General features: G+C 37.3%; 14 protein-coding genes. 9 read left to right on the top strand and 5 right to left on the bottom strand.

Going from position 1 to position 15,075, the window contains the following annotated elements:
• Positions 1–36: 36 nt before the first annotated feature.
• A complete protein-coding gene (locus AC2CGN_RS05390) occupies positions 37–1,233 on the top strand; it encodes a YhgE/Pip domain-containing protein (RefSeq protein WP_484512571.1) in 1,197 nt (398 codons plus the stop codon).
• A 278-nt stretch (positions 1,234–1,511) separates the two neighbouring features.
• Here the strand turns inward: AC2CGN_RS05390 and AC2CGN_RS05385 are convergent, their stop codons facing one another.
• Positions 1,512–2,078: a TetR/AcrR family transcriptional regulator gene (locus AC2CGN_RS05385; protein WP_484513166.1), complete on the bottom strand. Its 567-nt coding sequence runs from the start codon at positions 2,076–2,078 to the stop codon at positions 1,512–1,514.
• 198 nt (positions 2,079–2,276) lie between these two features.
• On the opposite strand from AC2CGN_RS05385, the gene AC2CGN_RS05380 reads away from it, so the two are divergent.
• Together AC2CGN_RS05380 and AC2CGN_RS05375 are read left to right on the top strand one after the other, a co-directional pair.
• The gene (locus AC2CGN_RS05380; RefSeq protein WP_484512569.1) at positions 2,277–3,035 is read left to right on the top strand and encodes an SDR family oxidoreductase; all 759 of its coding nucleotides are present in this window, start codon (positions 2,277–2,279) and stop codon (positions 3,033–3,035) included.
• A 240-nt stretch (positions 3,036–3,275) separates the two neighbouring features.
• The gene (locus tag AC2CGN_RS05375; protein WP_484512567.1) at positions 3,276–3,716 is read left to right on the top strand and encodes a DUF4362 domain-containing protein; all 441 of its coding nucleotides are present in this window, start codon (positions 3,276–3,278) and stop codon (positions 3,714–3,716) included.
• Between the two features lie 158 nt (positions 3,717–3,874).
• On the opposite strand, the gene brnQ is transcribed toward AC2CGN_RS05375, so the two are convergent.
• Together brnQ and AC2CGN_RS05365 are read right to left on the bottom strand one after the other, a co-directional pair.
• Entirely contained in the window at positions 3,875–5,224 is a 1,350-nt protein-coding gene (gene brnQ, locus AC2CGN_RS05370; protein ID WP_484512565.1) for a branched-chain amino acid transport system II carrier protein, read from the bottom strand.
• 232 nt (positions 5,225–5,456) lie between these two features.
• On the bottom strand, positions 5,457–6,209 hold the full coding sequence (locus tag AC2CGN_RS05365) for an alpha/beta hydrolase (protein WP_283871822.1): 753 nt from the start codon (positions 6,207–6,209) through the stop codon (positions 5,457–5,459).
• Between the two features lie 299 nt (positions 6,210–6,508).
• Between AC2CGN_RS05365 and AC2CGN_RS05360 the strand changes: the two genes are divergently transcribed.
• The gene (locus AC2CGN_RS05360; RefSeq protein WP_429981296.1) at positions 6,509–7,390 is read left to right on the top strand and encodes a LysR family transcriptional regulator; all 882 of its coding nucleotides are present in this window, start codon (positions 6,509–6,511) and stop codon (positions 7,388–7,390) included.
• Between the two features lie 40 nt (positions 7,391–7,430).
• Here the strand turns inward: AC2CGN_RS05360 and AC2CGN_RS05355 are convergent, their stop codons facing one another.
• Positions 7,431–8,228 (bottom strand): DUF1835 domain-containing protein, encoded by a 798-nt coding sequence (locus AC2CGN_RS05355; RefSeq protein WP_429981295.1) that lies wholly within the window; start codon positions 8,226–8,228, stop codon positions 7,431–7,433.
• Between the two features lie 15 nt (positions 8,229–8,243).
• A complete protein-coding gene (locus AC2CGN_RS05350) occupies positions 8,244–8,867 on the bottom strand; it encodes a LysE family translocator (protein ID WP_484512562.1) in 624 nt (207 codons plus the stop codon).
• Between the two features lie 239 nt (positions 8,868–9,106).
• Here AC2CGN_RS05350 and AC2CGN_RS05345 point away from each other — a divergent pair, with 239 nt between their 5' ends.
• The 5 genes from AC2CGN_RS05345 (at position 9,107) to AC2CGN_RS05325 (ending at position 15,008) form a co-directional block, all read left to right on the top strand.
• Positions 9,107–9,490 carry a sodium:proton antiporter gene (locus tag AC2CGN_RS05345; RefSeq protein WP_429981294.1) on the top strand — a complete coding sequence of 128 codons (384 nt, stop codon included), beginning with the start codon at positions 9,107–9,109 and terminating at the stop codon, positions 9,488–9,490.
• 466 nt (positions 9,491–9,956) lie between these two features.
• Positions 9,957–11,063: a glutamate 5-kinase gene (proB, locus tag AC2CGN_RS05340; RefSeq protein WP_429984995.1), complete on the top strand. Its 1,107-nt coding sequence runs from the start codon at positions 9,957–9,959 to the stop codon at positions 11,061–11,063.
• Positions 11,064–12,314 (top strand): glutamate-5-semialdehyde dehydrogenase, encoded by a 1,251-nt coding sequence (locus tag AC2CGN_RS05335; protein ID WP_484512559.1) that lies wholly within the window; start codon positions 11,064–11,066, stop codon positions 12,312–12,314.
• A gap of 816 nt (positions 12,315–13,130) precedes the next feature.
• On the top strand, positions 13,131–14,015 hold the full coding sequence (locus tag AC2CGN_RS05330) for a DMT family transporter (protein WP_286923876.1): 885 nt from the start codon (positions 13,131–13,133) through the stop codon (positions 14,013–14,015).
• 18 nt (positions 14,016–14,033) lie between these two features.
• Entirely contained in the window at positions 14,034–15,008 is a 975-nt protein-coding gene (locus AC2CGN_RS05325) for a carbohydrate kinase family protein (protein WP_429981291.1), read from the top strand.
• The last annotated feature ends 67 nt before the right edge of the window (positions 15,009–15,075 follow it).

Raw genomic sequence — 15,075 nt, 5'->3', positions numbered from 1 at the left:
TGCAAGTAAGTACTTACTTATAAAGGAGGCCTATAGATGAAAGGTTTACAAGCTTTATTTCGTATAAAAGAAACATATATTGGTATAGTTGCTACCATTGCTTTTCAACTTATCTTTTTTTCAGTTTGGATGACTGCCTATGACGGTGTAAATGAGAGAGCTGAAAATTTAAAAATTGGCGTTATTAGTGAGGATCGTGAGATGGGTCAAGAGGTAGCAAATGGACTGAAAACATCACTACCATTTGTCATCGAAGAATTCACTTCAATAAAGCGGGCTGAAGAAGAGTTGAATAAACGTCATATTCAAATGTTGTTGCATATACCAAAAAACTTTACTGCACAAATCCAAGCGGGAAATGAAGGAAAAATTACTTATTCTATTAATCAAGCTAGTGCAAGTATGGTTAAAAGTATGATGGAGAGTACCGCCAAACAACTAACAGAGGAAATCAATCACAATATTTTTCCACTAAAGCAAGAAAAGTCGATTGAAATGTTTTCCCAAAAGTTCGCCCAGCTTCCATTAGAACAAAATATGGCACTACAAATTACAGATTCGGTTGAAGCTACAATTTTGCAGATAAAAGATCGCTCAATTGATTCCACAATCATTAAAACAAATAATGCAGAAGGATTTGCGGCAAACTTTGTACCACTAATGGTCATCATCTCATCATTTGTTGGTGCGATGGTAATGATTATGCAGCATCAACAGGCAGCACAACTAGTGCAAACTTTCGTTTCAAAATGGCAATTGTTCCTAGCAAGGCAAATTATAAATATTGGAGTAGCTTTTGTCTTACCTCTATTAACGATTGCGTTAATGCACCTCTTTAATATTTCAAGTGAGGTAAGCTTCCTAACTATCTATCTCTTTCAAGCATTTATGTTCTGGGCATTCCTATGTCTCGCACAAGTTTTTGTCATGATTTTCGGCAATTTAGGTATGGTTTTCAATATTTGTGCCCTTTCTCTACAGCTTGTAACATCAGGTGTACTTGTACCAAAAACCATGCTTTCTGATTTTTATAACAAGCTGGCTTCTATTCTTCCAGCCACTTATGGAGCAGATGGCTATTACACGATTATTTTTGGCGGAAGTGCTGAAAACCTTCAGCAGAACAGTAGTGCATTAGGAATCATTATTGCTGTCACATTGATTATTTCCTTTATAGCCGTTGCTCTACAAAAAACAAAAAATAAAGAAATAACACCTACTACTGTTCAATAAAAAAATGGTAACTCTGCTTTAAAGCCTTCTTGGATTTTTACCATTAGGTCAATTCTAATTAATTGTCAATAATCTCTTCCAGTGCTGCTTCTTAAATTTCATAGAGGGCCTCTGGTGCTATATCTTTAATTTTGCTCTCAATCAATATTGGAATGAAGCATCTTTAAAAATAGAGGGTTTAACATTCACAGCTCACAAACTTCAACAACTCCCTTCTATAATAAATGTCCGTATTATAGAAGGGCAATATCTCGCCTCTCATCTAACGAGAACAACAGTTAATGGCCAAATCGCAAAATTGCTGCTAATTGTTTATTTAATGTGCTTACACTATCTGCAAAATCTTGACGATACCATTGAATAATTAGACCAATAATTGCATTCGCCTGGTATGCACTATAATAATCAATAGCTATTTCATCATGTAACTTATGCTGAGCTGTAATATCTCTCTTGAGAAGTGAATAAATTCCATCAAATAGCATGTAATAATAGGTTAGCGGAACATTTTTTGAAAAAACGATGCGGTAAAACATTTTAAAGCGCTCAATATGATGAAAAATTCGTATGGTATTTGGATCTAATTGATTCTTGTCTAATCTCGTTACTGCACGGTATGGCTCCTCATAGGAATTATATAAATCCTCCATTATTTCCTGAAAGTACTCCTCAAATAACCCTTCCTTCTGCTCATAGTGCAAATAGAAGGTTCCTCTATTTATGTTTGCAACTCGGCAAATTTCAGCAATTGAAATGTTTTCGAGTGGCTTTTCACTTAGTAAAGTCATTAATGCATTGTGCAATGCTTGCTTTGTTTTGATAACTCTTAAATCATTTACTTTCAAATTTTCTCCCCCATATTCAACAGATTTGTTATATGTGTTCATTACTAAACAGTTCTTTATATTTTGCTTATTGAAATCGCTTACAAATATATTATATTATTTTAATGAACACATGTTCAATATCTAGCTTCATATATTGGAGAAATGTTCATGTAGATAGGGACATTTTCTAAAAAAAATATACAGGAGGTCCTTAAGATGAGATTGGAAGGTAAAGTAGCTATCGTAACAGGTGCCGCATCAGGAATGGGTAAAGCAATTGCAGAAGGTTATGCAAAAGAAGGAGCACAGGTCGTAGTTTCTGACTTAAATTTAGAAGGTGCAAAAGCTGTAGTTGAAGGTATAGAGGCAGCTGGTGGCTCAGCGATTGCTGTTCAAACAAATGTCGCTTCAACAGAAGATTTACAACGCTTGTTTGATGAAACAAAAAAAGCTTATGGACAATTAGATATTTTAGTAAATAATGCTGGTATTATGGATGGAATGGAGCCAGTTAGTGAAATTTCTGATGAGCGTTGGGACAAAGTATTCGCGGTAAATACAACAGCTGTGATGCGTTCAATGCGTATGGCAACAGAGATTTTCCTTGCTCAAGGACATGGTGTATTTGTGAATAATATTTCTGCTGGTGGTCTCTACGGCGCTCGTGCTGGGGCTGCTTACACTGCTTCTAAGCATGCTGTTGTTGGGCTGACAAAAAACACAGCCTTTATGTATGCAGATAAAAATATTCGCTGTAATGGTATCGCACCAGGTGCAGTTATAACAAACATTGCTTCTACCATGACAAACGTGAGCCAAACAGGTGCAGCACGTCAAGGGCTTGGTTTGGCCATTAATCCCCGTGCTGGACAACCTGAGGAGATTGCACAGCTTGCTATTTTCCTTGGTTCAGATGAAGCAAGCTTTGTTAACGGACAAGTTATTGCTGTTGACGGTGGCTGGACTGCTTATTAAAAAATATAAGACACAACTCGATCTGAATTAGGTTGAGTTGTGTCTTTTTTTGTATGAGGAAGAGAAGATTGTGTTCATCCATCTATCGTAAAGCTACGAATTTTTACAGTCAAATGCTCTTGTAGTATAACTGACTGCATTATATGTGACATTAAACTTAAAGTAAAAACAATATTTAATACTACTGACCTGTAACATTACTTATTACAAAATCGACTAAATGAAAAAAGGAGTATGGTCATGAAAAAATTATATGTTGTTTTATTCTTTATTATAATAATTTATGGATGTGATGTTCCTAATCAATCACAGGATATCAATATGGACCCCGATATATTTCCTTACCCTCAGTTGCTAGAAGATATAAATGACAAGCAAGGTGAAATAGAGAATAAAGAGCGATTTGAAAAGTTTTATAATAATGTTCAGCAAAATAAAACAGATCGTATAAGATTAGTTAGATATACACATGAAGGTAATCTGGTGTTTTATTACCTTGAATATCAAAACGAAATAATTGATTTAACAATTGATACTCGAAGTAATATTTATAAGCAAAAAAGTCTTATTCAAACAAATTGTAACTCACTTAAAAAAGTACAAACGACCATTAGTGAAAAATACTCGCTTGAAGGCTGCGATCAACCTATCGACAACAACCTTTTAATTATTGAGAAATAGTAGCTAGTCTTTTATTAGAAACTATTCTCTAAAAGGATCTCAATTTTTAATGAAGCTATAGACCATAATACTATGACTAGATTTAATGAACATTTGTAATATAAGAAAAAGACACACGCTAGGATCAAAAATCCTGTATGTGTCTTACTCCATATTAGTTAATACATACTTTTACCTTTTCTTGAAGGGAATATAGAGCCTATGAAGGCACCTAGTAGAGCAGGCAACATCCATCCTAAGCCAATCTCATAAAAAGGTAGAAAATCTGAATATAGCTGTTCAACTGCTTCAAATAGACCAAATTTTACTGCTGGTATACTTGTAGCTAATGCTCGATAGCCATCGATTAGACTTATGAAAAAAGTGAAGAATATGGCTGTTAAGTAAACAGCCTGCTTATTTTTAAATAATGAAGAGCCTAGTGCTAGTAAAATTAGCACAATTGCAAGTGGATATAAGAACATAAGCACTGGGATTGCATATTGAATAATATTCGTTAAGCCAAAGTTAGCGATGGTAAATGATACTAGACATAGTATGAACACAAACCATTTATAACTAATGTTCGGGAATACTTCGTGGAAAAACTCACTACAGGATGTAATTAAGCCGATACTCGTCTTTAAGCAAGCAAGGACAATAATGATTGCCAATAAAATAGCCCCAAATGAGCCGAAATAGTGATCGGCAATTGCTGCAAAAATTAAACCACCATTCTCGTATGGACCAACCGCTTCCATACTAGATGCCCCCATATATGTGATCAGTCCGTATATGAGCATCATTAATGCCATTGCAAAGATTCCTGATGTCCATGTGGCCTTCGCAATCTCCTTTCGATCCGTGATTCCTGCACTTTTAATGGCATTAATAACAACAATCCCAAAGGCTAATGATGCTAAGGCATCCATTGTGTTGTAGCCTTCTTTAAAGCCTGTCATAAATGCAGTATCTATATAGTCATCCATTGGCTGCTGAAAATGCCCCATCGGCCTTACAATACTAGTAATAATTAAAATAAATAACACTATTAAAAAAGCTGGTGTTAAATATTTACCGATATAATCCATAATTTTCGCTGGATTTAATGAGAAGTAATACACGATGGCAAAAAATACAAAGCTAAATAATACAAGTAGCAGTGTTGTATGCTGTGCTTGAATATATGGTTCAAAACCAACGACAAATGGTACTGTGGCTGTTCGTGGTATTGCAAAAAATGGACCAATTGTTAAATACAGTGCTAATGAAAAAATCACCCCAAATAAAGGATGGACACGACTCGCTAAATCACGTAATCCATTACTACCTGATAAACCAATTGCTAGTATACCTAAAAAAGGTAAACCGATTGCTGTTACTAAAAAGCCTATTAATCCAAACCAAAAGTTAGTGCCCGCTAATTGCCCAAGCTGGATTGGAAAAATAAGATTCCCCGCTCCAAAATACAGTCCGAAAAGCATTGTACCGATGACTGCATAGGTTGAGAAAGGTATTTTCTGTTGCATTTTTGATGTACTCCTTCGATGTAATTGACGATAGCAAATTATTTTAACCAAATGATTTTTCACTACAATTCAATCATAGTATCAGGCATTTATTATAAAAACAATAGTTTTTTCGTTTATCCTTATTCATCCCGCATAAAGGACTGACATCAAGGAAAAAAACTCCGTGAAAAATTCATTCGGAATGTCCTTGTTCTTAGTCCAAAAGAAAAGAGCTGTCATTAGACAGCTCTTAGTTTGCTACAGACCACTCTACATGATCTAAAAATTTATAAACATCCTCATACACTTTATCACGCTCTTTATCTAACGTAATAATATGACCAGAATTTTCATACCAGATAATCTCTTTATCATCTGTTTTTACTGTATTTAGAATAAAAGGTGCACTCTCTTGATACAAATCATCATCTAAAGAACCTTGCATGACTAATGTTGGTGCCTGAATTGTCGATAGTTCTTCTCGCGTTTCAGTTGTTAAACGTGTCACACCATCTAATGAATCTTTAGGTGTAATACGCAGTTCATGTAATTCTGAAATAATTTGATCCTTTGATTTATTTTCAAAGTGTTTATATAAACGAGCATAATGGTATAAACGAGTAAATAAGCCTTTTGAGTTATCGCGTGTAATTGGTGCACACATGGCAACACATGCTTTTACAGGAAACTTCTCGGCTACTTTTAACGAGAAGACGCCGCCAAGTGAAATTCCTACTACTGCAATTTCTTCATAGCCTTTATTTTGTAGGAAGTTATAACCTTCCACAACATCGTTCCACCAATCCTCTGGTTTTGTTTCTAATAATGCTTCTGGCTCTACACCATGCCCACTATATATTGGTGCATGAACGGTATAACCACGTTTGGATAAAAATTCTCCTAGCTTTTTCACATCTTTTGTGCTACCTGTAAATCCATGCAGTAATAGTACGGCTTTTTTGCCTCCCTCAATTGTTAGAGGTTGTGGCTTTATAAACTTCATTTTATAATATCCCCTTCACGGAAATTTGTAATTGTGTATTTTATGTGTCTATCTTAACACCCTTTATTCATAATGTACAATTTATAGTTTTTATCATATCAATGCATTTTACGCATTAACGATGTGAGGTTAAAACGTATTAAATAGCCTTTTCTTCATACTTTGAAAGTACAAAATTTGGATTCGTTTATTTTCAGTACGAATTCTTTTTAAAAATTTTCATGTTACCTATACTTCCTACCCTTTTCTCGTTATAATGCAGTTAGCTCAAAAAATACGGGAATAGAGGTGTTGAGGAAATGGAGTGGCAACAATTAGAATATTTTGTAACAGTTGCAAAGCTTGAGCATATGACACGTGCTGCGGAAGCATTAGCGATTTCCCAACCAGCATTAAGCCGTTCAATTTCAAAGCTTGAAGAAGAATTGGGTGTTCCTTTATTTGACCGTCAAGGACGTTCCATTATGCTCAACAGATATGGGGAATTGTTTTTATATCGTGTTCAACGAATGCGAAAGGAATATGAAAAAGCAGTTTTAGAATTACAGGAGCTCAATAACCCTGAGCTTGGTGATGTCTCACTCGGTTTTCTACATACTCTTGGAACTAGCATTGTACCAGATTTAATTCGTGCTTTTCGTCAACAGCACCCCCAAATCCGCTTTCACTTTACTCAAAATTACTCACACTCACAACTTAAGCAATTACTGGCTGGTGAACTAGATCTATGCTTACTGGCAGCAATTGACACAGAACCTCCTGTTTGCTGGAGGGAGTTATGGCGTGACGAGCTTTTTATCATGGTGCCCATTGATCATCCGTTTGCTCAACGTACAAGCATCAAAATGAAAGAACTGGAACAGGAAAATTTTGTTCTGATGAAAAAGGGATATGCCTTACGTAGAACAGCAGATCGCTTGCTAAATGCCGCTGGGATTAAACCTAAAATTACGTACGAAGGCGATGAAGTATCAACAATTGCTGGTTTTGTGGGTGCCGGACTTGGTGTCTCACTACTACCAGATGACGAAGATTTAAATCCAAAAAAATTAGCTAAAATTCGTGTGGAAGATATGGTCTGTGAACGTATCATCGGGATGGCCTGGATTGAAAATCGTTATCTCCCACCTTCAGCAAGACAATTCCAACAGTTTGTTTTTGATTTTTATAAGAAAAGATAAAAATAAGCGGCAGGTTGCTAAGTCAACCCACCGCTTTTTATTACTTTCCTATATATTTTACTCGATATGAATAAATATCTGAAAAATCACCGTCAACCTCAAAAAGACCTTGCTTTGCTAGAGCTTTCAAGCGATTTTCGATAAATTCTTCATTTAAATAATCATCTATTGCACAAATTGTCTCACCAATGATGCGGGCTGGCAGCAACCATTCTTCATTCTGGTGAACATGTACTCTTTTTGCGCACTCGATTATAATCGCATCTAATGCATCTTCCTCTACATGCACAATACTATCTTTCCATATACGTAGTGTACTTGGGTGGAGTTTCAGGTTCTCCCATTCCTTTGCAAGTCGCTGACATTCATTTATAGAAAAACGTTTTGCCTCTGGACGAAGCTTCATTAACATTTCTGCTGAAAGCTCTCCTGTATGACGTATCATCATGTTGGGCTGAATGCGTTTCAAACCTTCTGTGGCATCAATTCCATAGACCATACTACATTTGTTAATAAACTCACTCATAACATAGCGTAAGCCAATCTCTTCATGTGTATTTTGACTATACCAAACCCAAACATCTACATCGCATGGTAATCTATCAATTTTTTTCATCCAATCTTGATGAAAATCCTCATACAATTCAAACTCTTCATGATCCCTAAAAACAAAGTCTTTAAGCCAATTTTTTCGTTCTTCTAGGTTATTCAGAGGACCAATCGAGAACACATCATTTATACAAATAACAGACTCTTCTCGTTGTAAATGGTTTTGTCGGATTGCATGTTTTATTGAACCTTGTGCGGATAAGCTAAAGGTGATATGTAAAATTGCCATGAACAATTCCCCCTTCTACTGTTTACTCAGTGCAATTTTTATGCCGATAAAGGTAAAGATAACACCTTGCACCATATTTAATCTTTTCGCAATTGCAGGCTTCCCAATTATCACTTTTCTTACTTTACCAGCAAAAATACTAAATAATGAAAATAGGAAAAGTGCTTGAATTAAAAAAATAATACCCAAAATAAGCATCTGTAAAGCCACATGACCATTAGATGGATTTACAAACTGTGGCAATAGTGCTAAGAAAAATAAGGAAACCTTTGGATTTAATATATTCATTAAAATTCCTTTTCTATATAACGCTAAGTAGGCCTGGGCATTTTGTTGGTCCAATGTGAATGGATCGCCTTTCGCTCGAAAAGATTGCCACGCTAAATATAGTAAATATGCCGCACCCGCAAATTTCACAATAGAGAAAATAACAGTCGATTGATAAATAATGGCTGAAATACCAAGTACAGCAGCGCCAATATGCACAAGCAAACCTGTACATAAACCAAACGACGTAGCAATGCCTGCCTTTTTGTCTTGTGTAATGCTTTGTGCTAAAACAAATAAATTATCTGGTCCAGGCATTAATGTTAATATAATTGATGCTCCTAAAAAAGCTAATACTGTTGATAGCTCCAATAAAACTTCCCCTTCTCTCCATTACTTTCAACCATTCCCAAAATGGTTTTATTGTCATTATACTACAGGACATTGCTGTCACCTGATGTTAGTTTATGACTTTATCATGAATTTTGGAAGAAAAAAATTATATACTTAATAATGCTCGTTTTTGCAATACTTTTCTCCTTCAATATCTTATAATGAACATAAATATATTGAAACAAGGTGCATTGTTTTAAAGGAAGAGGTGTTTGTCGATGGCAGTAAGTGATATTGTGGAGCAATATGAAGATGAGCATGGAAATATCTATTATAAAATGAAAACATATGACATTGAAGTGCGTGCTACACAAACTACAGGCTTAGCACCTGTACTTACCTATTGGATGGGTGCTAAAGAAATTACGGACGATATTCGCAATTTACGCTTCAGTCCTCGAGCCCCCTCAAGCTATATACAAGATTATGAGGAATTTCAAGCATTGCTCTACACGAAGGAGCAGCGTGCCATCAACCAACTTTATGAACAAATGAGTATCAAACCCAGAAATATGTCTTCGGGGAAACAGATATTATGGAGCTTCTTTGTAATTGTTATAGCTATGCTTCCACTACTAATCGCCGTTTGGTGGTTCAAGTAATATAGCTATGGTAAATCCTCGTTTACTCACCATTCCTCTCTCGTTTATTCAAAATTTTCTATTAATTTTCCCATTCAGCTTGACAGCAACACGGAAGTAGTGCATTCTTTAGTCAATTACCAAAAAACTGAACTTCTTTATCAAACATATTAATATACTAACGCACGAAGACCAGTACTTAGCAACTACTTGATAAGAGAGCAATGTCCATAGGCTGAAAGGCATGCACAAGAAGACTAATGAACCTCCTTCGTGAATCGTCCTAGCAAAACTAGGCGCAGTCTCAAGCGTTATGAGTAAAGTGGAATGTCAATGATGTTCAATGTAGGTGGTACCACGGAAAGCAAGCCTTTTCGTCCTAGTTTCTAGGATGGAAGGCTTTTTATTGTGAAGGTGTGAGCATTCGCTGAGGTGACAGAAACTAGTAAAAGAATAATTTAGAGAAATGAAGAAGGAGGAAAAAGGCGTGGAAAGAAAAAGGATTGTCGTCAAAATTGGAAGTAGCTCCTTAACCAACGCAAAAGGTGAAATTGATAAAATACGTTTAATGGATCATGTTCAAGCAATTGCTGAGCTGAAAAAATACGGTCATGAGGTATTACTTGTATCTTCTGGAGCAGTCGCAGCAGGCTTTAAACAGCTTGGCTACCCTTCACGTCCAGTAACAGTAAAAGGAAAGCAAGCCGCTGCAGCAGTTGGGCAAAGTTTACTCATTCAAACCTACAATACTTTATTTGGGATTTATGATATTGTGCCTGCTCAAATTTTATTGACTCGTACTGATTTTTCAAAAAAAGAACGTTATAAAAACGCTTGTGCCACATTTGAGGAATTACTTGAGCGCTCAATACTGCCTATTATTAACGAAAATGATACAGTCTCGGTCAGTGAATTAACCTTTGGTGATAACGACATGCTATCGGCACTTGTTAGTGGTCTGGTTCATGCTGATCAACTCATCATATTAACAGATATCAATGGGCTATATAATGCCAATCCCATTAAAAACCCTCAAGCCAAACGCATTGATCGCTTAACAGAGGTGTCTGATGAAATGTTAGGCTTTGCAGACGGATCAAGCTCTAAGGTTGGTACAGGTGGCATGGAATCCAAATTGCTTGCAGCGAGAGCAGCCTTAAATGCTGGTGTCAAAATATTTATAGGAACTGGGCACGGCGCGAATAAGCTTGTAGATATTATGGAAGGTCGTGGAGATGGTACATATGTTGAACATGATGCACTCGCAGTTCTAACAAATAATAAACAGTGGATTGCACTCACAGAGGTATCTGGTAAAATTTTTATTGATAGTGGTGCAGAGCATGCGTTATTAGCAAATGGAAAAAGTTTACTGCCTGCCGGTGTCTTTTATGTAGAAGGTGATTTCGAGAAAGGCGATGTTGTAGAGGTTTATAGTGAAAAGGGATTGCTTGGTCGTGGTGAGGTTTTATACTCTTCCCTTGAGTTAGCACATGCGATGGGAAAACGAACAGCTGAGTTGGCAAACTACCCAATTGAGGTTATTCATCGAGATAAATGGCTAAAAATTCAAACAAATCAAGGAGGAATTTAGATGACAAGCGAAGTTCAACTAAAAGGAAAACTGGCAAAAGCCGCGAGTTATGTGTTAAATATTAAAACTACTTGTGAAAAAAACGATGCTCTTACAAAAATTGCAGATCAATTAATAGTGGATCAGGATACTATTATCGCTGAAAATGCAAAGGATTTAGCTTATGGTGAGGAGCAAGGAATGCCTGTTTCGACACTGGATCGTATTATGCTTAACAAGGAACGAATAGAAGCAATGGCAAACGCCATCCATCTACTTGTAAAATTAGAGGATCCAGTAGGTAATTTACTAGAAAAAATAGAAAAAGATAATGGGCTACTAATTGAAAAACGGTTGGTGCCAATTGGCGTTATCGGAATGATTTACGAAGCCCGTCCTAATGTAACTGTTGATGCAGCAACATTATCTTTGAAAACTGGCAATGCAGTCATTTTACGTGGAAGCTCTTCAGCTAAATTTTCCAATGTAGCAATAGTGGCAAGTATTCATCGTGCACTTGAAAAAACCTCAATTCCTGTTGATGCAGTACAATTAATTGAGGATACAAATCGAGAAACAGCAAAAGAATTGTTCCATCTAAAAGAATACTTAGATGTCTTGATTCCTCGCGGTGGAAAGGCACTCATTGATTTAGTAGTAAGAGAAGCCACTGTACCTGTCCTTGAAACAGGTGCTGGTAATTGTCATATTTATGTGGATCAAACAGCCGATTACATAAAAGCAGAAAAAATTTGTTTAAATGCAAAAACACAACGGCCTTCTGTGTGTAATGCAGCAGAAAGTTTACTTATTCATCCAGATTGGTTTAAAGAATATGGACCACAGCTTCTCAGCACTTTGCACCAGGCAGGTGTCACAATTATTGGCGATGAATTCGTTTGTCAAGCGCTCGATTTCGTTCTTCTAGCTATGGAAGAGGATTATGCAACTGAATATTTAGATTTAAAGGTAAGCGTAAAACTGGTGGAAAATGTGTATGAGGCAATTGAGCACATTAATAAATATGGTACGAATCACTCTGAAGCTATCATTACAGAGGATCAACTAGTGGCAGAAACGTTCTTAAACAGCGTAGACGCAGCAGCTGTCTATCATAATGCTTCCACTCGTTTCACAGACGGTTTTGAGTTCGGCTACGGCGCTGAAATCGGCATTAGTACGCAAAAATTACACGCTCGAGGCCCTATGGGTTTACCAGCCCTTACCTCTACAAAATATTTCATTCACGGTAATGGGCAGATCCGTGAATAATAGTAGAAATTAAAAATAAGCCAGCAGTTGATATACGCTGTTGGTTTTCTTTACTTTTCACGATTGGTTCCGCTAACTTTGTAGAACCTTTCCTCTTGGCTGAGCGGAGGCTTTTCTTGGCCGAGCGATTTTCTTGCTTACCTGAGCGGGGGCTTCTCTTGGCCGAGCGACTTTCTCGCTTACCCGAGCGAGGGCTTCCCTTAGCCGAGCGATTTTAGCTGATACCTGAGCGGAGGCTTCCCTTGGCCGAGCGACTTTCTCGCTTACCCGAGCGAAGGCTTCCCTTAGCCGAGCGACTTTCTCGCTTACCTGAGCGGGGGCTTGCCTTGGCCGAGCGACTTTCTTGCTTACCTGAGCGGGGGCTTCCCTTGGCCGAGCGACTTTCTTGCTTACCTGAGCGGGGGCTTACCTTGGCCGAGCGACTTTCTTGCTTACCAAAGCGGGGGCTTCTCTTGGCCGAGCGACTTTCTCGCTTACCTGAGCGGGGGCTTGCCTTGGCCGAGCGACTTTATAGCTTACCCGAGCGAGGGCTTCTCCTAGCCGAGCGACTTTCTCACTTACCTGAGCGGAGGCTTGCCTTAGCCGAGCGACTTTATAGCTTACCTGAGCGGATTCTTCACTTGGCTGAGCGATTCACTCTTATACCTGAGCAATTTCTTCCCTTGGTCGAGCAGTTTTCACTGTTACCTGAGCAGGTTCTTCCCTTGACCAAGGGATTCGCTCAGACTGAACTTTAAAATGAAGAGAAACTAACCCTGCCCACCTTCATCAAAAGTTAACAACATCATTATAAAAATTTTAGAAAGAAGGTTTTGTATGAACATTTCTGCGATTATAAAATTAACTGTTTCAATGGCACTTTTTGGCTCTATCGGATTTTTTACTGTTCATACTGGCGTGCCTGCGACCGAGCTAGTATTTATCAGATGTATTTGCGCTACCCTCTTTCTGGGAGGACTATGGCTCATCACTGGTGGACATAAAACAGAGATATGGGATAAAAAAGAAATAGTGCGAACACTTATTTGTGGCGTCTTTATCGTCTTAAATTGGGTATTTTTGTTTAAGGCTTTTGAAGAAATGTCGATTTCCATTGCGATTTCTATCTATAATTTAGCACCGATTTTTGTCTTAATTTTTGGCGCGTTATTTTTAAAAGAAAAAATGACCATCCAGGCACTCCTTGCAACAATCACATGTTTTATAGGAAGTATGTTCATTATTGGCTTAAATAATTTTCTATCACTATCCGAATTTATGAAATCAGGCTTTATTTGGGCATTATTGTCTGCCATATTTTATGCGTTTACAATGCTAACAAGTAAAACGATTACAAAGCTTAGTTCCTATGCTTTAACCTATATTCAAACAGCAGTTGGAATTATTATCCTCCTACCATTTATAGATTTTTCACTGTTCGATGGGTTAACGACAACAAATTGGCTATATATTTTAGGGACTGGTTTTATTCACACGGGCTTTGTTTATTATTTATTCTTTGATAGCATTCGCAGTCTTTCTACAATTCTAGTTTCTGTATTAGTTTTTGTAGACCCAGTAGTGGCTATCTTGCTTGATATGTTATTGCTCGATTTTATGCCAAGCCTTCTGCAAACAATGGGCATATTATTAATTTTTGGGGGGATTTTTTATACCATCTACGTTCCAAAGAAAAAACGTGTGTCCCATACGTCAACTTAAACCTAGAGGAGGTTTCTTATGGGTAAGCTTTATACCATTGGTGAATTGTTAATTGATTTTACACCTACTGAACACGATAGTCTCCCTACTGAAGTTGAGCTTTTTACTAAAAATGCAGGTGGTGCTCCTGCCAATGTTGCAGCAGCTTGTGCAAAACTTGGTCAAGAGGCAGCCCTCCTCACACAAGTAGGTCAAGATGCCTTTGGAGATTTTCTTGTGGACACAGTAAGACGGGCAGGTGTCGATACAAATTATATTATGCAAACTAATGAGGGTGAAACAAGTCTAGCCTTTGTGTCACTGATGAAAGATGGAAACCGCGAATTTTTATTTTATCGGCGTCATGCAGCGGATTTACTTTATAGTAAAGAGCAGCTTCCTGCTAATCTATTAACAGCGATGGATATTCTTCATTTTTGTTCTGTAAATCTAGTGGAAAGCCCAATGAAAGAGGCACATATAGCCTTGATCGAACAGGCACATCAAGCAGAAAGTCTTGTGTCATTTGATCCTAATGTTCGTTTGCCATTATGGCAAGATGATAAGGCATGCCGTCAAACCATTTTAGAATTTATTCCAAAAGCCCATATTGTAAAGCTGTCCGAGGAGGAGCTTTTGTTTTTAACAGCGATCGAAGATGAAGAACAAGCAGTCCAAACATTATTTCAAGGAAAGGTACAAATCCTGATAATTACTTGTGGAGCAGAGGGTGCAAGTCTTTATACTAGAAAGCTACATGTCAAAGTACCAGCTGACATGGTCCATACGATTGACACAACTGGAGCGGGTGATGCCTTCATTGGCGCTGTATTAAGCATTTTCCTTCGTCAACAGATAACAGTTGGAAAGCTAATCGATTTTTGTGAGCAATACGCAGTGCCTCTCCTGATTTTCGCTAATCATTATGCTGGAGCCTCCACTGAAAAACATGGTGCTATCGCTTCTTATCTAACAAAGCATGAACTAGCATTTGACTATAATGCCTTCTTTTAATTATAAAAGAGGATGCTACACGCTACTAAATAGTGTTGCTTCAATATTATTTAACCCTCTTTAGTTG

Source organism: Lysinibacillus sp. DFXJR4 (assembly GCF_057196045.1).
Note: the sequence above shows the minus strand (reverse complement) of the source record. Positions and strands in the feature narration are given on the sequence as shown.

Excerpts from the sequence above, each read along its gene's own strand:
- AC2CGN_RS05390 (WP_484512571.1), top strand. The coding sequence starts at position 37 with ATGAAAGGTTTACAAGCTTTATTTCGTATAAAAGAAACATATATTGGT.
- AC2CGN_RS05380 (WP_484512569.1), top strand. The coding sequence starts at position 2,277 with ATGAGATTGGAAGGTAAAGTAGCTATCGTAACAGGTGCCGCATCAGGA.
- AC2CGN_RS05375 (WP_484512567.1), top strand. The coding sequence starts at position 3,276 with ATGAAAAAATTATATGTTGTTTTATTCTTTATTATAATAATTTATGGA.
- brnQ (WP_484512565.1), bottom strand. The coding sequence starts at position 5,224 with ATGCAACAGAAAATACCTTTCTCAACCTATGCAGTCATCGGTACAATG.
- AC2CGN_RS05365 (WP_283871822.1), bottom strand. The coding sequence starts at position 6,209 with ATGAAGTTTATAAAGCCACAACCTCTAACAATTGAGGGAGGCAAAAAA.
- AC2CGN_RS05360 (WP_429981296.1), top strand. The coding sequence starts at position 6,509 with ATGGAGTGGCAACAATTAGAATATTTTGTAACAGTTGCAAAGCTTGAG.
- AC2CGN_RS05355 (WP_429981295.1), bottom strand. The coding sequence starts at position 8,228 with ATGGCAATTTTACATATCACCTTTAGCTTATCCGCACAAGGTTCAATA.
- AC2CGN_RS05345 (WP_429981294.1), top strand. The coding sequence starts at position 9,107 with ATGGCAGTAAGTGATATTGTGGAGCAATATGAAGATGAGCATGGAAAT.
- AC2CGN_RS05335 (WP_484512559.1), top strand. The coding sequence starts at position 11,064 with ATGACAAGCGAAGTTCAACTAAAAGGAAAACTGGCAAAAGCCGCGAGT.
- AC2CGN_RS05330 (WP_286923876.1), top strand. The coding sequence starts at position 13,131 with ATGAACATTTCTGCGATTATAAAATTAACTGTTTCAATGGCACTTTTT.
- AC2CGN_RS05325 (WP_429981291.1), top strand. The coding sequence starts at position 14,034 with ATGGGTAAGCTTTATACCATTGGTGAATTGTTAATTGATTTTACACCT.